Raw genomic sequence first — 26,574 nt, 5'->3', positions numbered from 1 at the left:
AGACTCCGCCGACAGCCTCTCCAGGTGGCATTGATCCCACCGCAAGGGACTACTCCCCCGCCTCCGGCGCCCAGCGGGCGATCTGGGCGGCGAGGTGGCCGGCGCCGTAGCCGTTGTCGATGTTGACCACGCCGATGCCCGGCGCGCAGGCCGAGAGCATGGTGAGCGCTGCGGTGACTCCGCCGCTCGCGACGCCGTAGCCCACGGACGTGGGCAGCGCGACCACAGGGGCGCTGATCTGGCCGGCGACCACGGTGGGCAGAGCCCCGTCCATCCCGGCGGCGACCACCACACAGGCCGCGTCGCGCAGCTCGGGAAGCCGGGAGAGCAGACGGTGCAGCCCGGCGATGCCGATGTCGGCGATGAGCCGCGTGGGGCGGCCGAGGTAGCGGGCGGTCAGCTCGGCCTCGCGGGCCGCGGGCAGGTCGCTGGTCCCCGCGCAGGCCACGATGACCAGGCCTCCCGTCGGCTCGGGGAGTTCCGCGGGCCAGGCGAGGAGGCGCGAGTCCGCGTCGTGGAAGGCGCCGGGCAGGGCGGCGCGGATCGCCTCGGCGCGGGCCACGTCGGCGCGGGTGAACAGCACCGGCCCGAGGTCCTCGCGACCGGTCGCGGCCAGGCGGGCGTACTCCTGGGCGATCGCGGCGACCTGGTCCACGCTCTTGGCGTCGCACAGCACGGCCTCGGGAGCGCCGCGACGACGGGCCCGGTCGAGGTCGAGCTCGAGCACGCCGTCGATCTGCCCGTCGGCGGGAGAGATCTGCCCGTCGGCCGGATCTCCGCCGGCGCCCTGGGCGTTCTCAGCCACGGGAGCCCGAGTTGAGGATCTGCAGGGAAAACAGGCCCGAGCGGATGCCGTCGAGGTCGATGGTCACGTGCGAGAACCCGGTCTCCTTGCCGGCGGCGACCAGTGCGGCGCGGATCTGCGGCTCCATGGCGCGCGCGAGCTCGTCGGTGGGCAGCTCGATGCGGCCCACCGCGCCGTGGTGGCGCACACGGCAGTCGCTGAAGCCCTGCTCGTAGACGGCGTCCTCGAGATCGTCGATCTGGCGCAGCTTCTCCGGGGTGACGCTCTGGCCGAAGGGGACCCGGGAGGCCAGGCAGGGCGCGGCGGGCTTGTCGGCGACGGGCAGCGAGAGCGCGCGGGCCATGCTCCGCACCTGCGCCTTCGTCACGCCCGCGGTGGAGAGCGGGCGCAGCACCTGGTGCCGGGTGGCGGCGCCGGCGCCGGGACGGTCGTGCCGGGTGGCGTCGTCGGCGTTCTCCCCGTAGGCGACCGCATCGAGCTGGTGCGCGCCGACGATGTCCTCACCGATACGCGTGAACAGCTCGTTCTTGCAGTGGAAGCAGCGCGTGCCGTCGTTCTTCTGGTAGTCGGGGTTCTCGCCCTCATGGGTGTGCACCTCGACCACGTCCGCCCCGATCACCGAGGCGACCTGGTGGGCGAGGCGGCGCTCCCGGCGGGCCAGCGACGGGGAGACACCCAGCAGCGCCACCACGTTCTCGGCGCCGAGCGCGCGCACGGCCAGGGCCAGGAGGGTCGCGGAGTCGACGCCGCCGGAGTAGGCGACGCCGAGGCGGCCGACGCCCGCGAGCTGGGCGGAGACCTCATCGGCCAGGGCGAGCTCCTCCCCGGCGAGTGCCCCGACCGTCATCTCGGTGACGTCGAAGGCGGGCCGCCCGGGAGCGAACAGGGACGCCGGATGCACCGCAGGGCCCCCGCCCGCCGGATCGACAGCCGACGGACCGGCGGCCGACGAGGTGGAGCCGGGTTCCCTCGCCGCGGAGTCGGTGTCGTCCCGCGGGGTGGTCGTCAGGGTCAGGTGGCCGGAGCGGCGGTCGGTGGTGGTCATCGGCCCTGCTCCGTCGCGCCGTCATGGTCCGCGGCGCCGTCGCGTTCTGCGGCCAGGCGGAACAGGACTTCGCCGGCGTGGTCGATCACGAGGGTGTCGGGATCCTTGCGCAGCGCCTCGAGGTCGAGGGAGGCGGGGTCCATGTAGAGGACGTTGTGCGCCTCGCACTCCTCTCGGGAGATCGACGTGGCGAAGTAGCGGTGCACGCGCTGCTCCTCGACGCCGGTCTCGGGGTCGTAGGTCCCCAGACCGGTGACGTGCGTGGAGTGGGCGAGCTCGCCCCAGGGATGGTCCTTGAACCGGTCCCACTGCTTCGTGAAGTACTCGATGTTGTGGTATCCGATATCGCGGATCCCGGGGTGCATCGCGGCGACCTCGGTGATGTGCGGGGCGTAGATGATGACCTCACCTCCGTCTGCGCACACGGGCTCGGACTTGTAGAAGCCCTTGGCGCCTGTCCACATGTCGTCGTACATCTCCGGGACCAGTGCGACGATCCGCTTGTACGGCTTCTCGACGTAGGTGATGTGGGTGAGCGCGGAGATCTTCGCGCACGCGGCCCAGGCGGCCTGCGGGTCGCCGTAGGCGATCGCGCCGAGATCCGCGCCGCCCTCTTTGACGTCCATGGTGAAGCAGAGCTTCTCGGCCTCGATGAGATCGCTCGCGGCGTCGACGAGCTGGCGCACCGGGGTGATGCCGAGGGCGCCGATGATGCGGCTGGCGGTGATGAGCGCGCCCACCCAGTGGGAGATGTCGATGACGTCGTGCACCGAGCAGCCGGGGAAGAAGTACTTGTTGCCGCCGGAGAAGCCCACGACCTCGTGCGGGAACACGGGGCCCACGATCAGGTTGACGTCGGACTCGACGCACAGCTTGTTGATCTGCACGCGCATCGGGACGTCGGTGAGCAGGCCGCCGGTGAGCTGGCCGATGCGCTCCGCGGAGATCTCGCCGAGGTCGGCGATCTGATCCGGGTCGTCCCAGGCGTGGTTGACGACGGTCCACTCGGGGTAGGTGGCCTGCGCCCCGCGCTCGGTGGAACCGAGCAGCTTGTCGATCGCCTCCTCGCCCATCGCGGCGTGGGTGCCCAGCGCGATCAGCACGGTCACCGAGCTGGCACGGCCGGCGAGGGCGTCGTGGATCGCGGGCAGCACCTTGGGCAGCGGGACGGAGCGGGTGCCGTCAGGGATGATCACGCAGACGCTCTTGCCGTCGTAGTCGGTGCCGGCGATCTGCTCGGTGACGAACTCGTGGATCTGCTCGTCGGTGAGCACGCCCTCCGGGCCTCCGAGCAGGGCTGCGCGTTCCGCGAGGCCCTCGGGGATCGGGTCGATGGTGGGCTGCGTCGCCGTTGTCGTCTCGCTCATGGCTCCATGATGCGCCGCCTGACCAGGGAACGCCAAGGATGGCCAGCTGGTTGCCACGGGGTCGGGACGACGGGACCGAGCCGCTCCGCGCCCGCATCCTCAGGGCCCGCACGACGCCTCTCGCTGCTGGCTCCGTGCCGTCCGCCGCTGGCTCCCTGCCGCCGCGACGCGTCCGCGCGACGGGGCCTCAATCCGTCCGTCGATAGTGCGTGGTGATCGCGCCGTTGCTCAGCGGATCCGCTGAGATCAGCTCGAGTCGCCGGGTGCTGTGCAGCCCGCCCTGGTACAGGGTGGGGCCGTGGCCGGCGATCATCGGATGGACGAGGAATCGGTACTCATCGATCAGATCGAGCCGGTCCAGCTCCGTCGCGAGCGTGCCGCTGCCGACGAGCACGCCGGCGGGCGTTCGATCCTTGAGCTCCTGCACCGCCGTGCGCAGGTCGCCGACGAGGTGGTGGCTGTTGGTCCACGAGAAGTCGCTGCGCGTCGCCGAGACGACGTACTTCGGCTTGTCCTCCAGCGGGCGCGCCCAGGCCAGCAGCGCCGGTGGTGCGTCGACCTCGCCGCGGGCGACCGCGGGCCAGTAGTCCTCCATCTTCTCGTCGGTGGTGCGACCCCAGAGCATCGCGCCGCTCTCGTCCATGAGGCGGGTGAAGTAGGCGTGCGTCTCCTCGTCGGCGATCCCCTCCTGGTGATCGACGCAGCCATCCAGAGTGACGTTGATGCTGAATGTCAGAAGACCCATGCGGCGAATCTAGACCGCCGCGGACGCTCGCGCAGCAGCATCGCGAGAAATCCGAAGCCTCGGCCTGCGCTCACCTGACGAAGCCGTCAGCGCGAGGATTCTCCTGGGGCGTCCGCTTCACCCAGGGGCGGTCAAGGCAGTCCGTCGATGCTCCAGGCGTTCCGCTGGGCACGGTACTGGGCCATGCCGGCCACGCCCTTCTTCTCAGCCTGGAGGCGGAGAAGATCGCGCTCGCCCGTCTTTTCCATGATCGGAACGCCCCAGCCGCAGGAGTCGCTGATGCGGGTCACGTCCACGGTGATCACTGCTCGGGTGCTCGGGCTCTCGGGATGCCGAGCGATGACGTCTTCGAACGCCGCGTCGCCGGGGAGGGACACCGTGCCCGTGCCGTGCAGGCGGACGCGATGCGCGGCCGCTTGTCGAAGGAGGTGAACATGAGGCACACGCGGCCGTTCTCCCGTATGTGCGCGATGGTCTCGACGCCGCTGCCGGTGAAGTCGACCCAGGCGACCCTGTGGGAGTCCAGGACGGAGAAGGTGCCGTGCCCGAGGGGTGACACGTTCACGTGGCCATCGGCACCGAGGGGCGCAGTGGCGACGAACCACATGGGCTGATCCTCGATCCATGACCGCAGGGTGGGATCGATAGCGTCGAAGACTGCGCCCATGGAGGGAGCCGAAGTGACCGGCGACCGGTCCGACGCTCCGACCCGGCTATCCGGACAGCTCGACGGACGGGGAGGCCGCCGGCGCCTCGCGCGCACCGGCCTCCCCGCCCGCGCGGGACCTGTGTCAGACGGCGAGCTGCGGGTACACGACCTCGAGCGGAGCCGACAGCCCTGCCTTGGCCTGCACCGAGGTCTCGTCGGCCAGGACTTCGTGCTTCCCCGCCTCGGTCGCGTCGAACACTGCGGCGACGAGCACTGCGGGATCGACCTTCTCGTCGGTGGTGTGCGCGGCCATGGCGGTGTCCACCCACCCCACGTGCACTCCGACGACCTGGACACCGGCAGGCTGCAGCTCCAGTCGCAGCGAGTTCGTCGACGACCACAGGGCGGCCTTGGTGGCCGAGTAGATCCCGGCGACGGCGTACCAGGAGAGCGCCGAGTGGAGGTTGACGATCGCGGTGTTGCCCTGCTTCGCGGAGAGCAGCGGGGCGAAGGCGCGGGTGAGGAAGAGCGGGCCGAGGAAGTTGGTCTCGACGCTGCCGCGGATCTCCTCGTCGGTGTGGGTGAGCAGGCCCGTGCTGGGCACGGAGATCCCGGCGTTGTTGATCAGCACTGTCACGTCGGACGCGGCCTCGACCACGGCCTGGATGGACGAGGAATCGGTGACGTCCAGAGCGAGGGGCACGATCCGCTCGTCGTCCCACTCACGCGGATTCCGGGCCGTGGCGTAGACCTTGGCGGCCCCGCGGGCGAGCGCCTCTCGGACGAAGTGGGTGCCGATGCCGCCGTTCGCACCGGTGACGAGGACGATGGCGCCGTTCAGTGAAGTCATGAGCTCTTCTCTTTCGATCAGTATCTGGTCTGGACTGGACTGGTGGGGTCAGGCGCGAGCGAGGGCCGGGTAGTCGATGTACCCGTTCGCGCCGCCGACGTAGAGGGTGGCGGGGTCGACGTCGTTGAACGGCTCATCGTTGCGCAGCCGCTCGACGACATCAGGGTTGGCGAGGGCGAATCGTCCCAGCGGCGCCATGTCGGCCAGGCCGGCGTCGATGTCCGCGGCGATCGCGTCGCGGTCGCGCCCATAGCGGACGACGAGCAGCGCGGTGGGCCACATCTCGCGGAAGGAGCGCAGCAGCTCGTCGTCGCCGAGGTGGTGAACGTGCAGGTAGGCGAGGTTCAGCAGGGCGAGCTCGCCCACCAGGTAGCGGTACTGGGCCCGCACGGTCTCGGCGTCGCCCTCGTCGAGCCCGCCGAGTGGGAAGGCCGGGGAGATGCGGATGCCGGTGCGGTCCGCGCCGATCTCGTCGGCGACGGCCTGGGCGACCTCGAGGGTGAACCGGGCCCGGTTCTCGATCGAGCCGCCGTACTGGTCGGTGCGCTGGTTCGCGTTCGGCGCGAGGAACTGGTGCAGGAGGTAACCGTTGGCGGCGTGGATCTCCACGCCGTCCGCCCCGGCGGCGATCGCGGAGGCGGCTGCGTGCCGGAACTCGCCGATCACGTCCTGGATCTCCTCGGTGCCGAGCTCGCGGGGAACGGGCGTCTTCTCGACCCCGTGGGCGGTGTGCATATCTTGCTCAGCGGAGAGGGCCGACGGGGCGACGGGCTGGCGGTGGTGCGGGGTGTTGTCCGGGTGGGAGATCCGGCCGGCGTGCATCAGCTGGATGAAGAGGTGTCCGCCCTCGTCGTGGACGGCGTCGGCGACTTCCCGCCATCCCTCGACCTGCTCGGGCGTGTGGATCCCCGGGGTGTTGAGGTACCCCTGCCCGTCGGCCGACGGCTGGGTTCCCTCGCTGATCAGCAGCCCGAGCGAGGCGCGTTGGCGGTAGTAGGTCGCGGTGTGCTCACCGGGGGTGCCGTCGGGGTTCGCCCGATTGCGGGTCATGGGTGACAGCGCGAGGCGGTGCGGGAGCTCGACCCGGCCGAGGGTGAGCGGCTGCCAGAGTGAAGCGGTGGTCATGAGTGGGGGACTCCTCGACGTCGAACGGATCGCCGCTGCATCCGGTGCGCGGCCGGGTGGCCGGGCCCCGAGGTGGGAGGATGAGCTCTCGCACGTCCGAGTCCACACAACAGTGACTACACTCAGAACTGAGAAGAGTCAGAGTTTATTCCAGGGGGAGAACGATGTCAGGGGTGACCTCGCCGCTCGGGCGGCGCGAGCGCAACAAGCAGGCCAAGCTCGAACGCATCACCGCGGCCGCGAGCGAACTGTTCGCCGAGCACGGCGTCGATGAGGTCACCACCCAGCAGATCGCCGACGCGGCGGACATCGGCACCGGAACCCTGTTCCTGTACGCACGGACCAAGGGCGAGCTGCTGCTCCTGGTGCAGAACACCCACTACGCCGCGGCGCTGGAACGTGGGCGCACCGCGGCTGAGGCAGCGACGACGGCGCTGGACGGCCTGATGGCACTGCTCACCCCTGTGGTGCACTGCAACCGGGTCCAGGTCGACAACGGTCGCACCTACCTGCGGGAGATGACCTTCGCAGACCCCACCGAACCCCACCACGCGGAGGCGCTGTCCATCGTCGCGCAGACCGAGGAGGCCACCGCCGGCATCCTGGCCGAGAGGACAGGGATCTCCGCCGACGACGCGGCGACGCTCGCCCACGTGGTCTCGGCCATCCTGCTCATGGAACTGGGCGCGACCATCAACGCCGGATCGAGCACCGAAGAGCTCGTCGCGAGCATCCGGGCGCAGGTTGCCGCAATCCTTCCCGCGGCCCAGGAGGCCTGAGGCGATGATGACGACGCCCGAGCAGGGAGCGACCGAGGGGCGGTCGCGCACTCTCCATTACCAGGTCCCCGGGAAGGACAAGCAGGCACTGTTCGCCCGGTCCGGGCTCGAGCAGCTGCGCGCCGTCGCCGCGGGCGAGGCCCCGGCCCCGCCGATCAGCAGCCATATCGGGCTCGAATTCGTCTCCGTGACCGAGGGAGACGCGGTGATGACGGCGGAGCCCGACGAGTCGCACTACAACCCCATCGGCTCCGTGCACGGCGGGTTCTTCGCCACCGTCCTGGACTCCGTGTGCGGGTGCGCGGTCCACTCCACTCTCCCGGCCGGGGTGGGATACACCAGCCTCGAGCTCAAGGTGTCGTTCCTGCGCCCGATCACGGCGGAGACCGGCACCGTCACCGCCCACGGCTGGGTCACCCGCGCCGGCCGCAGCGCCGCGTTCGCCGAGGCCGACATCCGGGACAGCGAGGGGCGCATCCTCGCGACCGCATCCAGCACCTGCCTGGTGGTGCGTCCGGAGCCCGCCCCGTGATCTGAGCGCGGGCGCCGGAGCCTGCCGGGCCGTCGGCCCAGGATGTCCTCGGCGAGGTGGATCAGGGGACGGCGATGACGGTCTTCCCGCGCGATCCGCCCTTCGCGAGGGACTCGAGGGCCTGCGGGGTCTCGTCGAAGGAGTACGTCCTGCCGACGACGGGCCGCAGGGTGCCGTCGTCGACGAGGGCGGCGATCGTGCGGAGCTGCTCGCTGCTGGCCTGCATGAGAAGGAACTCGTAGGTGACGCCGAGCTTCTTCGCCTGCGGGCGGATCTTGGCGCTGAGCCCCGCGACGGCCAGGCGCACGACAGGGCTCAGACCGGCCTTCTTCGCGAAGACGGGGTCGGGCGGGCCGGAGATCCCGATCGCCGTCCCGCCGGGGCGCAGCACCCGCAGGGACTTCTCGAGGTTCTCCCCGCCGAGGCTGTCCAGCACCAGGTCGTAGCCGGAGAGTTCCTTCTCGAAGTCCTGGGTGCGGTAGTCGACCACGACGTCGGCCCCGAGGTCGCGCACGAAGTCCGCGTTCTTCCCGGAGGCGGTCGTGGCGACGTGGGCTCCGAGGTGCTTGGCGAGCTGGATCATGATCGACCCGACGCCGCCGGCCCCGGCGTGGAGGAGGACCCTCTGGCCCGGCTGCACGTTCCCTCGGATCACGAGTGCCTGCCACGCCGTCAGGGCCACCAGCGGCAGGGAGGCCGCCTCGAGGGGGGTGATCGAGGTCGGCGCGGGGGCGACGTCGGCCTGATCGACGGCGATGCGCTCAGCGAAGGTCCCGATCCGATGGTCGCGGGGGCGGGCGAACACCTGGTCACCGGGCGTGAAGCCCTGCACCTGCGCACCGGTGCGGACGACGGTCCCGGCGACGTCGTGCCCGAGGACCAGCGGGGTCTTGTAGGGAAGGATGGCTGTGAACTCGCCCATCCGGATCTTCTCGTCGAGCTGGTTCACCCCGGCGGCGGCGACCTCGATCAGCACATCCCGGGCGCCTACGGCGGGCTCGGGTACGTCGACCTCGTGGATGGGCTGCTTGTAGGTGTCGACGGCGAAGGCTCGCATGGTCTCTCTCCTCGGGAAGTCGGCGAAGGGGGAAGTCGCCGCGATGGTCAGCGGCGAAGTGCGGTGTCGATGAAGGCGGTGACGGCCTGACCGCCTCCCTGCACGCCTCACGAGTGCACTCAATTCTGAGTTCCCTCACTAATTCTGTCAAGGGACCCTGGCCCGGTGACACATGACCTCGACGTGGCCCCGAGGGCGTGACCGTGGTCAGCCACGACGACGTTCTCGACGCCCAGTTCGACAGCGCGCGATGCTCCTCGACCTGGCGCGGTGCTCGCGGCAGCAATAACTCGATTGCCCGATGCCGGGCGACCCCGAACGATGGCCCCGTGCCCGACGAGCGAACCGACGCGACCATCCACCAGCACCCGCTCGCCTACTTGCTGGGGCTCGACGGCGTGGCCCTCATGCGTGCCTTCGCGGGCGAGTACGACCGGGCGTTCACCGAGGCCCGGATCGCTGAGGTGCGCGACCTCCTCGACCGCGCCGACGAGCTCGGACCCGGGGCCGACGTCCCTCCCCTGCCGGTCGTCGGCGGGTACGACGGCTGGGCAGAGACCTATGGCTGCGAGGACAACGGCTCCTTTCCGATGCGCGACGACGTGCTCGCTCCGATGCTCGATGCCCTGACACCGGGTCGCGTGGTGGATGCCGCCTGCGGCACCGGCGCAGTCACCCAGCAGCTGGTGGACCGCGGTCACGACGTCGTCGGCGTCGACCTCTCTGAGGCCATGCTGTCTCGCGCCCGCACGGCCGTTCCCGACGCCCGGTTCCTGCGCGGCGAACTCACGGGTCTGCCGCTGCCCGACGACGACGTCGACCACGTCGTGTGCAGCCTGGCGCTCACCCACCTCAGCGACCTGGAGCCGTTCTTCGCCGAGGTGGCGCGGGATATGCGACCCGGGGGCCATCTGCTGGTGCTCGACACCCGAGGCCACTTCATCGGCTCACCGCGCTTCCCCCTGATCAAGCAGTCGCCCGACGGACGCACCGGCCACATCACAGGCCACAGCCATGGCCTCAGCGCCTACCTGCGGGCCGCCCTGCCGCACGGGTTCGTGGTGCGAGCCTGCACCGAGACGTACCTCGGCGACGCCATCGTCACGCCCGACGCTGAGGCCGCGCCACTGCCCCCCGGTCCGCCGACCATCTGGGAGCTGCACCCCTGGGCGTCCAGCGCCGCCCACGCCGCCGAGGCCGGGCAATCGGCAGTCGTCGCTTGGGAGTTCGAGCTGCGGCCCGAGATCTGACGGGCCCGCCGGCGCGATTCCCCCGGTTTGGCCCGTAGGTGGGGCGGATCGGGGGAATCGGTGAGAGTGTCGCGGGCCGCAGCTCGAAGTCCCCGAACAGGGCTGCAACCGAGCTATCGCGTCGTGCCGATTCCTGTCGGAGAGACCGCTTTCCCCGGGCGCACTCGGTGACGTACCGTCGCAGGCACGCTGGTCGTTCCGCACGGGACGGTCACCTGCGACTGCGCGAGAGGAATGCCTCCCATGGATTACGTCCGTCTTGGTCACTCCGGTCTCTACGTCTCCCGTGTGGCTCTGGGGACCGTGCCCTACGGCTCGGGAGGAGGCTTCGAGAAGATCGCCGGGCTCACGGTGGACGACGCCCGTCGGCAGATCGACGAGGCCATCGCCCACGGCGTGAACTTCGTCGACACGGCGAACATCTATTCGGCCGGCGACGCCGAACGCGTCCTGGGGAAGGCTCTGGGGACGCGCCGGGACGACATCATCCTCACGTCGAAGGCCCGCACGGCCACGGGCGACGGACCCAATCAGTCCGGAGCGAGCAGGTATCACCTGACCCGTGCGGTCGAGGAGAGCCTGCAGCGACTGGGCACCGACCATCTCGACCTGCTGTACATGCACCAGTGGGACGGGCAGACCCCGATCCTCGAGACCATCTCAGCCGTCACCGATCTGATCCGCGCCGGCAAGGTGCGTTACTGGGGAGTGTCGAACTACAGCGCCTGGCAGCTGACCAAGACGGTCTACGAGGCACGGCAGGCGGGGCTCGAGGCCCCCGTCGCGCAGCAGGTCTACTACACGCCCGAGGCGCGGGAGATCGAGTACGAGATCATCCCGGCCGCCCGCGACCTGGGCGTCGCCACGTTCGGGTGGAGCCCGCTGGGCGAGGGACTGCTGAACGGCAAGGTACGCCGAGGCAAGGAGACTCCGTCCGATACGCGGCAGGGCGCGGGCTGGCCCGAGCCGCACGTGACGGACTGGGGTCGCGCCTACGACCTCATCGAGCTGTTCGACGAGATCGCCGGTGACCTGGGGTGGACGATCCCCCAGGTGGTCATCTCGTGGATCTTCGATCGCCCCGGGGTGGATGGCACCGTGATCGCGGCGCGGTCCTTCGAGCATTTCCAGGAGGATCTCGCCGCCGCCGACCTCACGCTCCCCCAGGAGGCCCGGGACCGGATCACCCTGGCCTCGCAGCAGCCGGCGTACTACCCGCTGTGGCATCGCCTGCTCAACGGTCAGGACCGCCCCGAGCCGGCCGAGACCGAGTTCTACCAGGAGCACCAGCGCGCGCTGGATGCTCGCCAGGACGGGTGATCTCGGGCGGGCAGAGCTGCAACACGACGAGGGGCGGCCTGCGGGCCGCCCCTCGTCGTCACGCGAGCGCTCTCGGCGCCCGTCGGCTCGTCGTCAGAAGCCGCCCTGACCCTGCTGGCCCTGACCGGAGTCGGAACCGCCGACGCCGCCCTGACCACCCTGGCCGCCGCCCTGATCCTGGTTCTGGCCGGCACCGCCGAAGCCACCACCCTGACCCTGATCGCGCTCCTGACCGGAGTCGACACCGCCGAAGCCGCCCTGTCCCTGCTGGGAGGACCCGCCCTGGCTGTCACTCCGGCCTTGCCCCCGGCCCTGCTGGTTCTGGTCCTGGCCGCCCTGGCCGCCACCCTGGCTCTGCTGGCCCTGGCCGGCGTCCGCGCCACCGATACCGCCCTGACCACCTTGGCCGCCGCCCTGGTCCTGGTTCTGGCCGGCGCCGCCGAAGCCACCGCCCTGGCCCTGGTCGCGCTCCTGGCCGGAATCGGCACCGCCGAAGCCGCCCTGGCCCCCCTGGCTCTGGCTCTGCTGGCTCTGCTGACCCTGCTGGTCCTGGCCGCCGCCGAAGCCGCCGCCCTGCTGCCCCTCGTCCTGAGCGCCGAACTGTCCGGAGTTGTTCTGTTCAGTCATGACGGAACTCCCATCGTGTCCGTCGGCCGCACGCCGACCGAGCAATCTGCCCGTGACCGAAACGTTATGCGCGGTGTCGGGCAGATCACAAGTGCGCAGGTCGGCTCGGCGAGCCACTCCCGACGAGTCGCTCCAGTGGACCTCGCGAATCTGTGACCTGCAGAGAGACCTCTCTGACGGCTGGCTATCGGTCCGACCGCGCCGTGCCGCTGCCGTCCGGGCGCTCCGTGAACAGTGCGTGAACTTCTCGTCCGCGGCGACACTCCCGATACGGCGTGCGATCAATGCGCTCCCCCGACGGAGGTGTCGATGCGCCGTGTCAGGCCCGTCGAAGCCCTGGAAACTCCGGTGCGGCCGTAGCAGGCCGGACCTACCATGACCGGATGACCTCTCCGGACGCCCCGAACTCCCTGGTCATCGCGCGCGCCGTCGAGGCGGATCACGAGCTGCTGGCGCGCCTGCTCCAGCTCTACCTCTACGACTTCTCCGACCATGCGGGGTACGACGTCGACGAGCGCGGCGAGTTCCACTACGCCTGGCTGGAGGAGTACTGGCGCGCGTCGGACCGCCACGCCTTCCTGATTCGCGTGGGCGGCCACCCCGCGGGCTTCGCGCTGGTCCGCAGCGGGAACCCGTCACGCATGGCGGAGTTCTTCGTGCTGCGAAAGCACCGTCGGACCGGCGTGGGAACCCAGGCGGCGCGCACGATCCTCGAGGCGTTCCCGGGACCCTGGTCGATCACCCAGCTCGCCACCAACGCGCCCGCGACACGATTCTGGCGGCGCGCGATCCCCGTGCACTTCGACGAGGTCGTGCACCCGGACGGACACGTCGAGCAGACCTTCACCATCACGTCCCCGGTGCGCACAGGAGGCCGTCCGAGGAGTTCCGCGCCCGGCTGCTCGCCGGCCACTCGCGGCCGGGACATGATCGTGCCGAGTCATCGGAGCGCCGTGTCGCCGCGCGAGTGACTCCGCCTGGCAGGTGCCCGACCGCACCCCGGTACCTCCCTCGAGCGATCCCACCGGCCGCGCTGTCCGAGCTCCGGCACCGGGACGATGCAGGCAGGACGATGCGTTCCTTCGTCGTCTCCGATCCGTCCGCTCCGCTCGACGCGGAGGGCAGCCCGCTGCGCTGCTGCCTCCGCTCCGCCCGGGCCGGAGAGCACATCGCCCTGGTCAGCTACGCGCCGCTTCGGCGATGGGCGACCGCTCAGCAGGTCGATCCGGGCGCCTACGACGAGGTCGGCCCGGTCTTCCTCCATGCAGATCCGTGCTCCGGCCCCGAGAGGCCCGGCGGAGCGGAGACCTATCCCCACGCACGTCCTGGTGCGCTGCGCACCCTGCGTCGCTACGACGCTCGAGGCGTCATCCACAGCGGCGCCCTACTGGAGATCCCGGCCGATGCCACCGCCGGGCTCGACAGCGGGCTCGACGATGCCTTCGCCGATCCCGCCGTCGAGCTCGTGCATGTCCGCGCCCTCGAGTACGGCTGCTTCCTCTTCGCCGTGGAGCGACCCGCACCGGAGGAGATGTCCCGCTCCCTGCCATCCCCTTCTGGTCACGGCACCGATATTCACGAGCCCGAACGCCCCGAAGAGCTCTAGGGTCGACAGATGACCGATCGCGCCGCGGCCCTGCCCGTCACCCCGCCCATCACCGTGCGGAGGCTTTCCCCGCGCGGCGCGGATCGTGAGGACCTGCTCGCCTTCCTCACCTCGCACTCCTTCCCTTTCCATGTGCTGATGCGGCGCACCCGCGAGGAGGTCGCCACTGCGATCGACAACGGTGCGTACGAGAGCGAGGAGACCCGGAGCTTCTGGCTCGAGCATGCGGAACTGGGCCGCATCGGTCTGGTGCGTCTCGAGGACCTCGAGGACCCCACCCCGATGCTCGACCTGCGCCTGGCCGAGGAGTTCCGCGGCCAGGGGCTGGGCGCCGCGGCCCTCGCCGCGACCACGCGCCATGTCTTCGAGCACTTCGCCGAGGTGACGCGCTTCGAGGGACAGACCCGCGAGGACAATCTCGCGATGCGACGCACCTTCCTGCACTGCGGCTGGGTGAAGGAGGCGCACTACCGCGAGTCCTGGCCCGTCGAGGGCGGGGCACCACTGGCGTCGGTCGCCTACGCGATCCTGCGCCGGGACTGGGAGTCGGGGACGACGACCCCCGTGCCGTGGAAGGAGCCCGCGTCCGTTCCGGGGCCGAGCGACCCCGCGAGGCCGGAACGGGCATGACGCCCGTCGCCCCCGGACCGGACGAAACGTTCCGCGCCCGACTGCTCGCGCAGGACGACGCCGCCTGCCGGCCCTGGCTGGAGGCACTTCCTGCACTCTGCGACGAGGTGACAGCCCGCTGGCAGCTTGAGTCGTCGGGGCCGCCTTCCTACGGCGGCGCCGGCATCGTGCTCCCCGTGACCAGGCGGGATGGCCGTCCCGCCGCCCTCAAGCTGGCTTCCCCGATCGCCGACGCCTCTGCGGAGCACCGAGCTCTTACCGTGCTGGACGGGCACGGTGCGGTCCGGCTCCTCGACGCCGACCTCGCATGCGGTGCGCTGCTTCTCGAGCTCGTCCCCGGTCCGACGCTCGCCGCGGCGAGCGCGTCCTGGGACGCCGTCGAGGCGGCGGCGGTCGCCGGGCGCGTCAGCTGTCGGATCGCGGACGTCCCGGCACCGACCGACGCACAACAGCTCGCCGAAGGGACTGCGGCCTGGCGCGCACAGCTCGAGCAGCAGCACGACACCGCGAGGCGGCTCGGCCACGCGCTCGACGAGGCGAGCTTCGACGCCGCCGTCGAAGGGATCGCGCAGCTGAGCACATGCCACTCCGCAACGCTGACTCACGGGGACCTGAGCTTCGAGAACATCATGCGCCGCGCCGACGGCGCGTGGATCGCGATCGATCCCTGCTTCGTCGCCGGGCCCCTCGAGCACGAGGCGCACACCGTACTGCGCAGCCTGCTGCCGTCGCTCCTGAGCGCCCCGGACCCGACCGGTGCGATGGCGGACGTCGTGCGGGCGTTCTGTACCGCGGCGGGCGCGGAGACGGCTCTCGCCCTCGACATCTCCCACGCCCGGTTCGTCGCCTCCTTCTACTGGGAGGCGCGGCACCACGGCGTCTCCGACAACGTCGAGCACCTGCGCCGGGCGACGTTCTGCTCCGCGGCTCTGCGCCGGGAGCATCCGTTCGCTCGCTGATACTCAGCAGCGGCTCACGAGGCGCAGTCGATGCAGGTCGTGGCCTCAGGACGGGCTGCCAGCCGGGCCGGGGCGATCGGGGCTCCGCAGCGTCGGCAGCGCCCGTCCTCGCCCCGTCCCAGGCGCCCCTCCGCCTCGTCGATCCCGGCGAGCGCCTCGGTCCGTGCGAGCCGCAGCCCTTCCAGGCGAGACCACTGCTCCGACAACGGCACCCCGTCGGGGTCGTGCTCGTCGTCGTCCGACGCACCCTCGCGGGTGCGACGCAGCGCTGCGAGCTCCCGCTCGACCTCGTCCAGCTGCGCCTGCACCTCGCGGCGGCGCGAGGCGAGCTGCGCGGCGCGATCCCGGGCCATGTCGGCGTTCTGCGGGCGATCATCCATGGGCCCAGTGTGCCCCTCTGCCCGACCAGCCGGCCCTTCCCTCGAGCTCGTCGACGCGTGCGTCAGCGACCGACGGAGACTACTGTGCACGTGATGGCCTCGGCGCATCGAACGCCCGGGCGAGGACGCCCTCCGGCCATCACGACCCCCAAGGGAACATCATGGCTCGCGAACTGGTCTGGACCGGCTTCATGACGCTCGACGGCATCGTCGACTCCCCCGGCGGCGTGGTCGAGGGGCATCCGCAGGGCGGCTGGGTCCTCAGCACACCGATGGACCCCGAGGCCTTCTCCCTGAAGGGCGAGGAGATCGCCGAGACGTCAACACTCATGTTCGGCCGGCGCAGCTACGAGGACTTCGCGCCGGAGTGGAACGGCTCCCCGGATCACGCCGCCTACCAGGACATCCCGAAGCTCGTCGTCTCGAGCTCGCTCGACGAGGCGGATCCTGTCGACGGCTGGGGCGAGACCCGGATCCTCCGCAGCACCGAGGACGTCGCGGAGGTGAAGCGGGACGAGCACGGCGCTGGTGGCGCGATCTTCATCCACGGCAGCGCCGAGCTCGCCCGCCGTCTCGCCGAAGCGGATCTCATCGACCGCTACCACCTGCTGCTGTTCCCGGTGCTGCTGGGCACGGGGAAGCGGGCCCTGCCCACCTCGGAGCACGAGCGACGGGATCTGAAGCTGCGCGACAGCGCCACCTACTCCAACGGCGTGGTGAAGCTCGTCTACGACGTCGTGCGCTGACCTCGATCGGTCATCGGCCGGAGCGACCGTCAAAGGACCGTGGTCTACTGCAACTCATGAACCCGCCCGACGTCGTCCTGGTGCATGGCCTCTTCCATCAGCCCGCCCACATGGAGGAGCTCGCCGGCGTGCTGCGGCGCGAGGGAGCGATCGTCCATACCCCGCGCCTGCATCGCGGCTCCCTCGCCGAGGACGTCGCTGCGGTCCAGGCGGTGGTCGACGGCTGCGAGAGCGCACCCGTCCTCCTAGGCCACAGCTACGGCGGCGCCGTCATCGCGGATGTTCATGGCGGGTGTGCGCAGGTCTTCGTCGCGGCGTTCGTCCCCGATGCGGGCGAGTCCTGCGCAGAGCTGGGCGGCCCGGACGCTCTCATCAACCCGTGGGTTAGCCCGCATCCGTCGGGCGGTTCCTGCATCGATCCTGAGGACGCGATCGAGCTGTTCTATGCCGACTGCTCTCGTCGCGACGCTGAACGAGCCGCCGCGCTGCTCGTGCCCCAGGCAGGCGGCCACGGTCGGGGGATCGTTCAGGACGCGACATGGAAAAGCGCTCCGAGCCACTACATCGTCTGCTCGGAGGATCGCGCCGTGGATCCAGCCCTGCAGCGCCTCATGGCGGAGCGCTGCACGTCCAATCAGACGGTCGCCACGAGTCATTCGCCGTACATCTCGCAGCCGGGCCTTGTCGCTGAGGCGGTGCTGCAGGTGGAGACGGCCGAACCAGGACGAGGCTCCTGACGCGGCCTCGCAGATCGACTGAACGTCTGGCGACGGCTCCTCGACAGCTCGAACTATCCGCCCAGCTCGAGCGACGTTTCGCCTGAGATCCTCCCGTGAACGTGCATGTCATGCCAGCCGTCGGCGTGCAGAGCGCTGCCCCGGCGCGTCCCCTCTGAGGAGAATCCCGCCTTGGTCGCGACGCGGCACGACGCAGGGTTCCGCGTCGAGTGCTCGAGCTCGACCCGGTGCAGTCCGACTTCGAAAGCCCACGTGGTCGCCCGGCGCAGCGCACCGGACGCGATTCCTCGACCGCTGGCAGCGGCCCTCGTCCAGTACGCCGCCTCCGCGACTCCATCAACGAGGTCGAGCTTGAGCGTCATACGCCCCTCCAACGTTCCCTCGACGTCGACAGCCCAGCTCGCTGCAGTCTCCGACATCCACGCGTCACCGGCCTCCGCGATCCAGCTGCTGGCCTCATCGGGCGACATCGAACGGGCATGCCAGCGCTGTATCTCAGGCTCCGCATACGCCGAGACCAGCGCGGGAAGATCGTTGCCTGCCCAGGGTCGCAGCGTGATCGACCCCGCGACGAGAACAGGCTGCGTAGTGACCGACAGAGAGCCTGCTGCAATGGTCGACTCGACGAGGGATGGCATGCCAAGAGCTTTGCACCGCGGGGCAGTCAGGACAATCGGATCGTCGCTGCCGCCACTCAGACTGCCACTACGACGAGACCTCGGCGGCGCTGACCTGCACCCATCAGGCGCGTCTGTTTCCCGCATGCAGACGACTGGGGGCGAACCCCTGTAGTGGTCTGATCGGATCTGCCTACCGCACTGAGATGCCGACGCGGGGCGCCTCCGCGGCGAGCACGGCGTCGAGCAGGCCTGGGAACCGCTGGGCGAGGTCGTCCTCGCGCAGGCAGTTGAGGATGGCAGTCCCCCGGTAGCGCTGCGAGATCACGCCGGCTTCTCGCAGCACGCGGAAGTGATGGGTGGAGGTCGATTTGGTGACCGGGAGCTCGAAGGCGATGCAGGCCTGGTCGTCGTGCCCGTCGGCGAGCTGGGCGACGATCGTGCGCCGGATCGGGTCCGCGAGCGCGGAGAGCACCTGGTCGAGGGCGATCTCCTGGACGTCGGGGTGATCGAGGGTACGCACTGCCGCCTCCTGGTCGGTCGGGACGACTTCTCATAGTACTAGTCTTCTCGTAGTACGCTTTCTGTCGTACTAACCGGCAATCCCCTGGAGGCGTCTCCCGTGACGACCCTGTTCACCCCCATCCAGCTCCGCGGCCTCGAGATCCCCAATCGGGCCTGGATGTCTCCCATGTGCACCTACAGCGCGGACCCGTCGGCCACCGCCGCCGGCCGTCCGACGGACTTCCACCTCGCCCATTACTCCGCTCGCGCCGCCGGTGGTGCGGGCCTGGTGGTGCTGGAGGCCACGGGCGTGGCCCCCGAGGGGCGGATCTCCCCGTTCGACCTGGGCCTGTGGGACGACTCGCAGATCCCCGACTTCGCCCGGGTCGCCTCCGCGATCCGCGCCCAGGGCGCCGTCGCCGGGATCCAGCTCGCGCACGCCGGGCGCAAGGCCTCCACCGGGCGCCCCTGGGAGGGCGGCGCCTGGCTCGGTGCCGACGCCCTGGGGTGGACGCCGCACGGGGCCAGCCCCGTCGCGTTCCCCGGCGGTCCCGTCCCCCAGGAGATGAGCCGGGAGGACATCGCCGCGGTCGTGACCTCGTTCGCCGAGGCGGCGCGCCGCGCCCTCGAGGCCGGCTTCCAGGTGGCCGAGATCCACGCGGCGCACGGCTATCTGCTGCACTCGTTCCTGTCCCCGCTCGCCAATGAGCGCACCGACGAGTACGGCGGCGACCTCGCCGGCCGGGCGCGGCTCGTGCTCGAGGTCATCGACGCCGTCCGCGAGGTCTGGCCGCAGGACCAGCCCGTCTTCCTGCGCATCTCCACGACCGACTGGGTGGAGGAGAACCCCGAGGACGCCCGCGAGAGCTGGACCTACGAGCAGTCCGCCCAGCTGGCCACATGGGCCGGCGAGCACGGCGTGGACCTCGTCGACGCCTCCTCGGGCGGCTCCGACGTCGTCCCGATCCCGCACGATGAGGACTACCAGACCCGCTACGCCGCGCGCCTGAGCCGCGACACCGCGGTGCAGGTCGCAGCCGTCGGCCGGGTGAAGAACGCCGAACGCGCCGACCAGCTCCTCCGCGACGGCGAGGCCGACGCCGTGTTCGTGGGGCGCGAGATGCTGCGCGACCCCTCCTGGGCCAACCACGCGGCCCGTGAGCTCGGCACGACCCCGCGGTTCATCGAGCAGTACGCCTACGCACTGTGACGGTGGGGGTCACGGCACGATCGTGACCAGACGCTGGGTGGCGCGGGTCTGCGCGACGTACAGGTCGCGCAGGCCCGCGTCCCCGGCGTTCTCCATAGCGGCCGGGTCGACGATGAGCACGGTGTCGAACTCCAGGCCGCGGGCCTCCGGGGCGCCGAGCACCGTGACCCCCGTGGAGCTCAGCGCCGCCTCGAGCGCCGGCGCCTCGGCGGCGGTCGCGACGACCCCGATCAGCTCACCCTGGTGCGACGCACCGAGCTCGCCGATGAGCGTGCGCAGCGTGGCCACGACGTCGCCGTGCTCCGTGGTGACGGTCCGTGGCGGTTCGCCGTGGCGGATGGAGCGGGACAGCTGCTGGTCCGGGGCGATCCTCGCCAGCAGCGGCCGGGTCGTCTCCAGGATCTCGGCCGTGGTGCGGTAGTTGATCGTCAGGGTGTGGTGGAGGAACCGGTCCTGGACGAACGGCTCCAGAGCGTCGGCCCAGGTCCGCACCGTCGTGGTCAGGCCCGCCTGGGCGAGGTCGCCCACCACTGTCATCGAGCGCGCCGGGCAGCGGCGCATCAGCACTCTCCAGTGCATCGGGGAGAGCTGCTGGGCCTCGTCGACGACCACGTGGCCGAACGTCTCGCCGGGCGGTCCGTCCACGAGGGCTCGCGCTTCGTCGAGCAGGGCGAGATCGGCAGTGGACCACTCCTCCGGGGCGCCGTCCGCGATCATCTCGAGCTCCTCGGCCGTGGCATCCGGCAGCACCGTCGCGAGAGCGGAGGGGTCCCTGAGCACGCCGCGCACCACGTGCTCGGCCTCCAGCCGCGGCCAGATCTGCTCCACGGCGCGGTCGATGCCGGGATCCTCGAGCAGCTCGTCGCGGATCGCCTCCCAGTCGATGTCGATGACGGCGGTCGAGCTGCTCGCGCCGCCCGCCCCGGAGCGTCCGAGGTCCTTCGCGGCCAGGCGGTCGAAGCTGATGCCGAGCAGCGCCTCGGCCTCGTGCTCGAAGTCGGCGTCCTCCTGCATCGCGCGCGCTTCCAGCTCGGTGACGAGGTCCTCGACGATGGCCTCGGTGAACAGCTCGCGGGCGGGGTTGTGGCCGATCCCGCCCTGCAGCGCGAAGCGCCGGGCCGCGTCGACCACGGCGGGGTCCAGCACGAGGGCGTCGTGCGCGGTGCGCAGCTCGAGCGGCACACCGTGCGGCTCCCGGTCGCGCACCCACGTCGCCAGGGCGTCCGCGAGCTCGGCGCGGCCCTTGAGCCGCGCCAGGTGATCGGGTTCGGTGCGCCGCGCGTCCGCCTGCACGAGGTCCGACAGGGTCGACAGCTGCACGTCGTTCTCGCCGAGCGAGGGCAGCACGTCGGAGATGTAGGTCAGGAACCGCTGGTTCGGTCCGTGCACGAGCACCCCGTGACCGGCGACCGACGGCCACGCGTAGAGCACATAGGCGGCGCGATGGAGGGCCACGATGGTCTTGCCCGTCCCGGGGCCGCCGTCGACGACCATGATCCCGCGATGCGGTGAGCGGACGATCCGGTCCTGCTCCGTCTGGAGGGTCGAGGCCGCTTCACGCATGCGCCCGGTACGCGCCCCGCCGAGCGCGGCGACGAGCGGACCGTCGCCCACGATGTCCTCCGGGAGCGGCGAGCTGCCGTCGAGGATCTCGTCGCTGAGGTCGACGATCGTGCGCTGCTGCACCCGCAGGTGGCGGCGCTTCCGCACACCCATCGGATGCGCCATCGTCGCCGCGTAGAAGGGCCGCGCGGCCTCCGCGCGCCAATCCACCAGGAGGATCTCCCCGGCGTCCGTCCGCATACCGATCCGCCCGATGTGCAGGCTGTCGCCATTCTCCGCACGGTCGATGCGTCCGAAGCACAGGCCCTGCTCGGCAGCGCGCAGCTGACCGATCCTGTCCTGCAGGCGATGGAACTCGAGGTCCCGCGCGTGAGTGCCCGCGGGGCTCTCCACCGGTTCTGCCAGCACGCGGTCCCGCGCCGTCTCCCGTGCCTGCAGATCGGCGTCGAGATGCGCGTACATCCCCTCCAGCGCGCGCTGCTCGACCTCTGTCTGGATCGCCTGATCCTCGTTCTGACCTGCCATGCTCATCTGCTCCCCCATGCACCCCGCCGTTCTGACCCCCACCAACTATGGGGACCCAGACGCCGATGCACAACGTTGACTTTCCCGGGGTTCCCTGCCCTGAACGGGGAAGGTCGCCGCGCACCGCGACGGCTTCTGCCACGATGTCACCATGGCTGAACCGCGAGACCTCCGCCCCGCCGCCGACGCGATCGCCTCCATCGTCGAGGGCGTGCCCGCAGGGGCCCTGACGCACCCGACCCCGTCGACCGAGTACCTCGTCGGCGATCTCCTCGAGCACATCGACGGCCTGTCCACCGGATTGCAGGCGGCGGCCCGGAAACAGCCCGTGCCCGACTCCGAGCTGCGTGACGGGGACGCGGCCCTGCTGCGTTCAGACTGGCGCGAGCGCATCCCCGTGCAGCTGGCCGACTTGGCCCGTGCCTGGGCGCCGCCCTCCGCGTGGCAGGGGGAGACGGTCGAGGGCGGAGTGCCGCTGCTGGCCTCCGCGGCAGGGATGTTCGTGCTCGACGAGCTCGTGATCCACGGCTGGGAGCTCGCCCGCGCCACCGGCCAGCCGTTCGACGCCCCCGAGGACGACGTGCTCGCCCTCATCGACTTCCTGTCCTCACTACCGCCGATGCCGGAGGGCGAGGGGCTCTTCGCCCCGCGCGAGCCGGTACCGGAGACGGCACCACCGATGGACCGCCTCCTCGGCCTGACCGGCCGTGACCCGTCCTGGCTGGGGGCGGCGCGCGAGCGCTGAGCGCACCACTACCCTCGAGCCATGCAGAGTCCGATGATCCGAGCACGCGATGCCACCTGCGACGACGTCGAGGCGCTGACCGGTCTCGCCGCCCAGGTGCAGACTCTCCACGCCGAGGGTCGACCGGATCTGTTCCGCCCGCCGGACGGCGATGCGCTGCGTGAGTTCCTGGCCGCGCGCCTCGCCGATCACGCCATCGTGCTCATCGCAGAGGACCTCGACGGTCACGCTCTCGGATACCTGCTGGCGGAGGTGACCTCGCGACCCGAATCCCCCTTCCAGCTCGCGCACACGGCCATGTACGTCCATCACATCGCGGTGGATTCGACGACCCGCCGCCAGCGCGTGGGCGAGCTCCTGATGGACGAGGTCGTCGAGCGGGCCCGACGGGCGTCGGCCACGACGGTGCGCCTGGACTCGTGGTCTTTCAACACGGACGCCCATCATTTCTTCGAGGAGCAGGGCTTCGCGGCGTCGAGAATCATCGTCGAAAGGCCGGTCGACGCCGAAAGACCGGTCGACGCTGCGGAGTGAACCGGTCGTCCGGCTCGGCACCCGCTCGTCCTCGAGATGCTGCGGCTTGTGCCACGGAAGCGCTGAAGCCTGACCACCCAACGCGATGACTGCGGTCGTGCGGCCCGGCAGGTCGCGGCCGCTTGACTCGATCATTCCGGGATCCGAGAGCCGGGAATCCGTGGGCACGGGGCACAGCGTCCGCGCCTCAGTAGGATCAGCCGGATGAGTCCAACCTTTCCCGCCCCGCTGATGCCGGGCGACGTCGTCGGCGTGACGAGCCCGTCCTCCGGTGTCCCCGCTGAGCTGCAGCCCCGCCTGGACGTCGCCGTGCAGGTGGTTCGGGACGCCGGCTTCGAGGTGCAGATGGGTTCCTGCATGGACGGCTCGGGACTCGTGAGCGCGCCGGCCGCACAGCGGGCTGCGGAGTTCCAGCGGATGCTGGTGGACCCGTCGGTCCGGGCGATCGTCCCGCCCTGGGGCGGCGAGCTGGCCATCGACGTCATCCCGCTGCTCGACTGGCAGGCGATCGCTGCGGCGGAGCCGACGTGGGTCGTCGGGTTCTCCGACATCTCCACGCTCATCACCCCGCTGACCCTGCTGGCGGGATGGGCCACGATCCACGGTCAGAACCTCCTGGACACCCCGTACGCGATCCCCGAGGGTCTGCTCGGGTGGCTGAACCTCGTGCAGCTGCCCGCCGGAGCGACGTTCACGCAGTCCTTCCCCGGTGCCTATCGGCCCGGGTTCGTGGACTACGTCGAGCATCCGGAGGTCGACGAGTACGTGCTCGACACCCCCGGCAGCTGGTGCCGACTGGACGCCCTGGGCGGCGACGTCGACGTGGAGGGCCGCCTCCTCGGCGGCTGCATCGAGACCCTCTCGAACCTCTCCGGCACCCGCTATCTCGACCCCGCGCCGCTGGCCGCGGACGGCGACGGCCTGATCCTCTACGTGGAAGCCTCCGGGGACGACGCGGCCGAGATCTGTCGGAACCTCCACGGCATGCGGCTCAGCGGGTTCTTCGACGCCGCGACGGCCATCCTCGTCGGACGCACATCCGCTGCGTCCCTCGAGACCCTCACCCAGCACGAGGCGGTGATCGACGCCCTGGAATCTCTGGGGGTGCCGCTCCTCGCCGACGTCGAATGCGGCCACGTCGCGCCGTACATGCCGCTGGTGAACGGGGCCCTGTGCCGCGTCGAGCACTCGGCCACGACATCCCGCCTGACGCAGACTCTCGCCTGAGGACCGGCGCCACCCACCGACACGGCGCGCACCCCTGCGGTGATAGCTTCACCGACGTCGGTCGTCCTCACAGGGCCGGCGCCGTCCATCGGCTCATCGGAAGGAGCTCGTCATGAAGGTGCTCGTCATCGGGGCGACCGGGAACATCGGTCGCGTCGCAGCGTCCGCGCTCGAGAAGCAGGGGCACGAGGTCGTCCGCGCCTCCCGCTCGAGCGAGCCGTCGGTCGATCTGGCCGACTCAGCGTCGATCGCCGCGCTGTTCGAGGCGGTCGGTCCGTTGGACGCCGTGGTCGTCACCGCTGGTGGTGTGCCCTTCAAGCCGGTCACCGAGCTCACGCGCGAGGACTATGCGGATGCGTTCGCCGTGAAGACTCTCGGGCAGCTCGACGTGGTCCGCCACGCCTTCGAGCACCTCAGCGACGGCGGCTCGGTCACGCTCACGTCCGGGGTCCTGTCCCGCGAACCGATCGCGACGGCGGCGGCCGCCGCGGCGGCCAACGGCGCGATCGAATCCTTCGTGACCACTGCGGCGACCGAGGCCCCGCGCGGCATCCGTCTGAACGTCGTCTCCCCCGACGTGCTCGAGAACTCCCCGCACTTCCACGCGACGTTCCCCGGCCGCCGGCCTGTCTCCGACGACGAGGTGGCCAGGGCGTTCGTCCGCGCGGTCGACGGCGTCGACACCGGCCGGACGATCATCGTCTGACGCGCACCGCCCGATCGTTCGAGCACCCTCGAGGGCGCTCCGCACGGATCAGACGCGCGAGACCTGCTCCGGGAAGACGTCCGGATGGTTCTCCATCACCCGCGAGAGCCGCCAGCGGTCCGGGAAGAGCGCGACGGGCTCGCCGCTGGGCCGGTAGAGCACCTCGACCCCGCTGATCGACGCGATCGTGGAGACCTCGGAGCGCGCGAAGGGGCGCGACAGGCTGTACGGCATCGGCGGATCGAGCGCGATCTCGACCCCGAACTCACGACGCATCCGCTCGTAGACGACCTCGAACTGCAGTTCGCCGACCGCCGCGAGCACCGGCCCGCCGGGGCTGCCGTTCGAGTCCCGGAGCAGCTGGATGGCGCCCTCCTCCTCGAGCTGGGCGAGGCCCTTGGTGAAGCGCTTGTGGCGTGCGGTGTCCAGGGACCGGGCCACGCGGAAGCGCTCCGGGTCGAAGCGGGGCATGCCCGGGAAGACGACGCGGCCGCCCTCATGGAGGGTGTCCCCGACGTGCAGGCCGGTGGTGTTGACGAAGCCGACGACGTCGCCGGGCCAGGATTCATCGACGGTGGCTCGGCTCCGTCCGACGAGGTGATGGGCGTACTTCGAGGACACCGGGCGACCGGACTGCGCATGCTTCAGGTCCATGCCTCGGCTGAACACGCCGGAGTTCACCCGGACGAACGCGATCTGGTCGCGGTGGGCAGGGTTCATGCCCGCCTGGATCTTGAACACGTAGCCGGAGAACTCCGCGTCGAGGGGCCGGGGCGCCCCCGCGTCGTCGGGCCGCGGGCGAGGTGCCGGCGCGTGGTCGAGGAGGAAGTCCAGCAGGTAGCGCACGCCGACGTTCCCCGCGGCGGCGGTGAACAGCACCGGGGTCTGCTCGCCGTCGAGGAACGGCTGGGCCTCGAACGTCCCGTTCAGCTCGGCCGCGACCCCGGCACCCTCGACCGCCTCGCGCCAGAGCTCCTCGCCCAGCCCGCTGTCGGTGGCGCCGTCGACCATCTCCTCGCGGGCCAGGCGCGCCCCGGAGGCGACGACCTCATGCCGCAGGTAGTCCGTTGCCCCGGGCTCCAGCAGCCCGCGGAACTCCCCGGCATATCCCACCGGCCAGTTCACGGCGACCGGTGTGCGACCCGTGGCCTCCTGGATGTCGTCGAAGAGCTCGAGGGCCTCCAGGCCCGGTCGGTCCCACTTGTTGATCACGGTCACCACGGGGAGCCCGAGCCGCCGGCAGGCATCGAAGAGCTTGCGGGTCTGGGTCTCCATGCCCTTGGCGGCGTCGACGAGCATGACGGCGAAGTCCACCGCGGTCAGCACCCGGAAGGTGTCCTCGGAGAAGTCCGAGTGCCCGGGGGTGTCCAGCAGGTTGACGACGACGTCGTGGTAGTCGAAGCGCAGAGCGGTCGAGGTGATCGAGATGCCTCGCTCGCGCTCGACCTCGCCCCAGTCGGAGAGGCTCGCGGCACGGCTCGCCTTGCCATGGGTCGCGCCGGCCTTGTCCACCAGGCGGGCGTGCAGCGCCAGCGCCTCGGTGAGAGTCGACTTGCCCGCGTCCGGGTGCGAGATCACCGCGAACGTGCGGCGTCGCGTCGCCTCCGCGAGCACACGGGGCGAGGTCGAGGTGGGGTCCGGAGAAGAGAGCATCATCAGCACTCTACGTGCGGGGGCGGAGGATGCCACAGGGACGGACGGCCATCGACGCGCTGATCACAGCGGACGGTCATC

General features: G+C 70.8%; 30 protein-coding genes. 15 read left to right on the top strand and 15 right to left on the bottom strand.

Annotated features, from left to right (window positions below):
• Window positions 1-49 precede the first annotated feature (49 nt).
• From larB to ACT3UL_RS05335, 8 genes are all read right to left on the bottom strand, one after another.
• A complete protein-coding gene (gene larB / locus ACT3UL_RS05370) occupies window positions 50-805 on the bottom strand; it encodes a nickel pincer cofactor biosynthesis protein LarB (protein ID WP_444577113.1) in 756 nt (251 codons plus the stop codon).
• Entirely contained in the window at window positions 798-1,850 is a 1,053-nt protein-coding gene (gene larE / locus ACT3UL_RS05365) for an ATP-dependent sacrificial sulfur transferase LarE (RefSeq protein WP_444577112.1), read from the bottom strand. The genes larB and larE overlap by 8 nt, the downstream gene beginning before the upstream one ends.
• Window positions 1,847-3,217 carry a lactate racemase domain-containing protein gene (locus ACT3UL_RS05360; RefSeq protein ID WP_444577111.1) on the bottom strand — a complete coding sequence of 457 codons (1,371 nt, stop codon included), beginning with the start codon at window positions 3,215-3,217 and terminating at the stop codon, window positions 1,847-1,849. Before ACT3UL_RS05360 ends, larE begins: the two co-directional genes overlap by 4 nt.
• Window positions 3,218-3,404: 187 nt before the next feature.
• Window positions 3,405-3,962: a dihydrofolate reductase family protein gene (locus tag ACT3UL_RS05355; RefSeq protein ID WP_444577110.1), complete on the bottom strand. Its 558-nt coding sequence runs from the start codon at window positions 3,960-3,962 to the stop codon at window positions 3,405-3,407.
• A 131-nt stretch (window positions 3,963-4,093) separates the two neighbouring features.
• Window positions 4,094-4,267 (bottom strand): hypothetical protein, encoded by a 174-nt coding sequence (locus ACT3UL_RS05350; RefSeq protein ID WP_444577109.1) that lies wholly within the window; start codon window positions 4,265-4,267, stop codon window positions 4,094-4,096.
• Window positions 4,264-4,629 (bottom strand): pyridoxamine 5'-phosphate oxidase family protein, encoded by a 366-nt coding sequence (locus tag ACT3UL_RS05345; RefSeq protein WP_444577108.1) that lies wholly within the window; start codon window positions 4,627-4,629, stop codon window positions 4,264-4,266. The genes ACT3UL_RS05350 and ACT3UL_RS05345 overlap by 4 nt, the downstream gene beginning before the upstream one ends.
• Window positions 4,630-4,753: 124 nt before the next feature.
• Window positions 4,754-5,461, bottom strand: a complete 708-nt coding sequence (locus tag ACT3UL_RS05340; protein ID WP_444577107.1) for an SDR family oxidoreductase — start codon at window positions 5,459-5,461, stop codon at window positions 4,754-4,756.
• A gap of 48 nt (window positions 5,462-5,509) precedes the next feature.
• Window positions 5,510-6,586 carry an alkene reductase gene (locus tag ACT3UL_RS05335; RefSeq protein WP_444577106.1) on the bottom strand — a complete coding sequence of 359 codons (1,077 nt, stop codon included), beginning with the start codon at window positions 6,584-6,586 and terminating at the stop codon, window positions 5,510-5,512.
• A gap of 164 nt (window positions 6,587-6,750) precedes the next feature.
• Between ACT3UL_RS05335 and ACT3UL_RS05330 the strand changes: the two genes are divergently transcribed.
• Together ACT3UL_RS05330 and ACT3UL_RS05325 are read left to right on the top strand one after the other, a co-directional pair.
• Window positions 6,751-7,365 (top strand): TetR/AcrR family transcriptional regulator, encoded by a 615-nt coding sequence (locus ACT3UL_RS05330; protein WP_444577105.1) that lies wholly within the window; start codon window positions 6,751-6,753, stop codon window positions 7,363-7,365.
• A 4-nt stretch (window positions 7,366-7,369) separates the two neighbouring features.
• Entirely contained in the window at window positions 7,370-7,897 is a 528-nt protein-coding gene (locus tag ACT3UL_RS05325; protein WP_444577104.1) for a PaaI family thioesterase, read from the top strand.
• A gap of 61 nt (window positions 7,898-7,958) precedes the next feature.
• Here the strand turns inward: ACT3UL_RS05325 and ACT3UL_RS05320 are convergent, their stop codons facing one another.
• Window positions 7,959-8,954 carry an NADP-dependent oxidoreductase gene (locus tag ACT3UL_RS05320; protein ID WP_444577103.1) on the bottom strand — a complete coding sequence of 332 codons (996 nt, stop codon included), beginning with the start codon at window positions 8,952-8,954 and terminating at the stop codon, window positions 7,959-7,961.
• A 329-nt stretch (window positions 8,955-9,283) separates the two neighbouring features.
• Here ACT3UL_RS05320 and ACT3UL_RS05315 point away from each other — a divergent pair, with 329 nt between their 5' ends.
• A complete protein-coding gene (locus ACT3UL_RS05315; protein ID WP_444577102.1) occupies window positions 9,284-10,204 on the top strand; it encodes a class I SAM-dependent methyltransferase in 921 nt (306 codons plus the stop codon).
• Between the two features lie 243 nt (window positions 10,205-10,447).
• Window positions 10,448-11,524 (top strand): aldo/keto reductase, encoded by a 1,077-nt coding sequence (locus ACT3UL_RS05310; protein WP_444577101.1) that lies wholly within the window; start codon window positions 10,448-10,450, stop codon window positions 11,522-11,524.
• 93 nt (window positions 11,525-11,617) lie between these two features.
• Here ACT3UL_RS05310 and ACT3UL_RS05305 read toward each other — a convergent pair whose 3' ends face one another.
• Window positions 11,618-12,151, bottom strand: a complete 534-nt coding sequence (locus ACT3UL_RS05305) for a hypothetical protein (protein WP_444577100.1) — start codon at window positions 12,149-12,151, stop codon at window positions 11,618-11,620.
• Between the two features lie 383 nt (window positions 12,152-12,534).
• Here ACT3UL_RS05305 and ACT3UL_RS05300 point away from each other — a divergent pair, with 383 nt between their 5' ends.
• The 4 genes from ACT3UL_RS05300 (at window position 12,535) to ACT3UL_RS05285 (ending at window position 15,346) form a co-directional block, all read left to right on the top strand.
• Window positions 12,535-13,122 carry a GNAT family N-acetyltransferase gene (locus ACT3UL_RS05300; RefSeq protein ID WP_441449231.1) on the top strand — a complete coding sequence of 196 codons (588 nt, stop codon included), beginning with the start codon at window positions 12,535-12,537 and terminating at the stop codon, window positions 13,120-13,122.
• 101 nt (window positions 13,123-13,223) lie between these two features.
• On the top strand, window positions 13,224-13,757 hold the full coding sequence (locus ACT3UL_RS05295) for a DUF1203 domain-containing protein (RefSeq protein WP_444577099.1): 534 nt from the start codon (window positions 13,224-13,226) through the stop codon (window positions 13,755-13,757).
• Between the two features lie 9 nt (window positions 13,758-13,766).
• On the top strand, window positions 13,767-14,387 hold the full coding sequence (locus ACT3UL_RS05290) for a GNAT family N-acetyltransferase (RefSeq protein WP_444577098.1): 621 nt from the start codon (window positions 13,767-13,769) through the stop codon (window positions 14,385-14,387).
• Window positions 14,384-15,346, top strand: a complete 963-nt coding sequence (locus ACT3UL_RS05285; RefSeq protein ID WP_441449228.1) for an aminoglycoside phosphotransferase family protein — start codon at window positions 14,384-14,386, stop codon at window positions 15,344-15,346. The genes ACT3UL_RS05290 and ACT3UL_RS05285 overlap by 4 nt, the downstream gene beginning before the upstream one ends.
• A 14-nt stretch (window positions 15,347-15,360) precedes the next feature.
• On the opposite strand, the gene ACT3UL_RS05280 is transcribed toward ACT3UL_RS05285, so the two are convergent.
• Window positions 15,361-15,726: a TraR/DksA family transcriptional regulator gene (locus ACT3UL_RS05280; RefSeq protein ID WP_444577097.1), complete on the bottom strand. Its 366-nt coding sequence runs from the start codon at window positions 15,724-15,726 to the stop codon at window positions 15,361-15,363.
• A 161-nt stretch (window positions 15,727-15,887) separates the two neighbouring features.
• On the opposite strand from ACT3UL_RS05280, the gene ACT3UL_RS05275 reads away from it, so the two are divergent.
• Together ACT3UL_RS05275 and ACT3UL_RS05270 are read left to right on the top strand one after the other, a co-directional pair.
• Window positions 15,888-16,472, top strand: a complete 585-nt coding sequence (locus tag ACT3UL_RS05275; protein WP_441449225.1) for a dihydrofolate reductase family protein — start codon at window positions 15,888-15,890, stop codon at window positions 16,470-16,472.
• A gap of 56 nt (window positions 16,473-16,528) precedes the next feature.
• Window positions 16,529-17,209 carry an alpha/beta hydrolase gene (locus tag ACT3UL_RS05270; protein WP_444577096.1) on the top strand — a complete coding sequence of 227 codons (681 nt, stop codon included), beginning with the start codon at window positions 16,529-16,531 and terminating at the stop codon, window positions 17,207-17,209.
• Window positions 17,210-17,262: 53 nt separating this feature from the next.
• Here ACT3UL_RS05270 and ACT3UL_RS05265 read toward each other — a convergent pair whose 3' ends face one another.
• Window positions 17,263-17,847: a GNAT family N-acetyltransferase gene (locus ACT3UL_RS05265; protein ID WP_444577095.1), complete on the bottom strand. Its 585-nt coding sequence runs from the start codon at window positions 17,845-17,847 to the stop codon at window positions 17,263-17,265.
• Window positions 17,848-18,019: 172 nt separating this feature from the next.
• Window positions 18,020-18,349, bottom strand: a complete 330-nt coding sequence (locus ACT3UL_RS05260; protein ID WP_441449222.1) for an ArsR/SmtB family transcription factor — start codon at window positions 18,347-18,349, stop codon at window positions 18,020-18,022.
• 99 nt (window positions 18,350-18,448) lie between these two features.
• Here ACT3UL_RS05260 and ACT3UL_RS05255 point away from each other — a divergent pair, with 99 nt between their 5' ends.
• Entirely contained in the window at window positions 18,449-19,540 is a 1,092-nt protein-coding gene (locus tag ACT3UL_RS05255) for an NADH:flavin oxidoreductase/NADH oxidase (protein WP_444577094.1), read from the top strand.
• 9 nt (window positions 19,541-19,549) lie between these two features.
• Here the strand turns inward: ACT3UL_RS05255 and ACT3UL_RS05250 are convergent, their stop codons facing one another.
• A complete protein-coding gene (locus ACT3UL_RS05250) occupies window positions 19,550-21,628 on the bottom strand; it encodes a HelD family protein (protein ID WP_444577093.1) in 2,079 nt (692 codons plus the stop codon).
• Window positions 21,629-21,779: 151 nt separating this feature from the next.
• Here ACT3UL_RS05250 and ACT3UL_RS05245 point away from each other — a divergent pair, with 151 nt between their 5' ends.
• The 4 genes from ACT3UL_RS05245 to ACT3UL_RS05230 all read left to right on the top strand — a co-directional run bounded on the left by ACT3UL_RS05245 (window position 21,780) and on the right by ACT3UL_RS05230 (window position 24,840).
• Window positions 21,780-22,373 (top strand): TIGR03086 family metal-binding protein, encoded by a 594-nt coding sequence (locus tag ACT3UL_RS05245; protein WP_444577092.1) that lies wholly within the window; start codon window positions 21,780-21,782, stop codon window positions 22,371-22,373.
• Between the two features lie 21 nt (window positions 22,374-22,394).
• Complete coding sequence (locus tag ACT3UL_RS05240; protein WP_444577091.1) at window positions 22,395-22,907, top strand: GNAT family N-acetyltransferase; 513 nt, start codon at window positions 22,395-22,397, stop codon at window positions 22,905-22,907.
• Between the two features lie 204 nt (window positions 22,908-23,111).
• Entirely contained in the window at window positions 23,112-24,134 is a 1,023-nt protein-coding gene (locus tag ACT3UL_RS05235; RefSeq protein ID WP_444577090.1) for a S66 family peptidase, read from the top strand.
• A 112-nt stretch (window positions 24,135-24,246) separates the two neighbouring features.
• Window positions 24,247-24,840 (top strand): short chain dehydrogenase, encoded by a 594-nt coding sequence (locus tag ACT3UL_RS05230; protein WP_444577089.1) that lies wholly within the window; start codon window positions 24,247-24,249, stop codon window positions 24,838-24,840.
• Window positions 24,841-24,888: 48 nt separating this feature from the next.
• Here ACT3UL_RS05230 and ACT3UL_RS05225 read toward each other — a convergent pair whose 3' ends face one another.
• On the bottom strand, window positions 24,889-26,493 hold the full coding sequence (locus ACT3UL_RS05225; RefSeq protein WP_444577088.1) for a peptide chain release factor 3: 1,605 nt from the start codon (window positions 26,491-26,493) through the stop codon (window positions 24,889-24,891).
• Window positions 26,494-26,574: the final 81 nt, after the last annotated feature.

The sequence above is a fragment of the Brachybacterium sp. 107 genome, from assembly GCF_052379725.1.
In the GTDB taxonomy this organism is placed as follows: domain Bacteria; phylum Actinomycetota; class Actinomycetes; order Actinomycetales; family Dermabacteraceae; genus Brachybacterium.
Note: the sequence above shows the minus strand (reverse complement) of the source record. Positions and strands in the feature narration are given on the sequence as shown.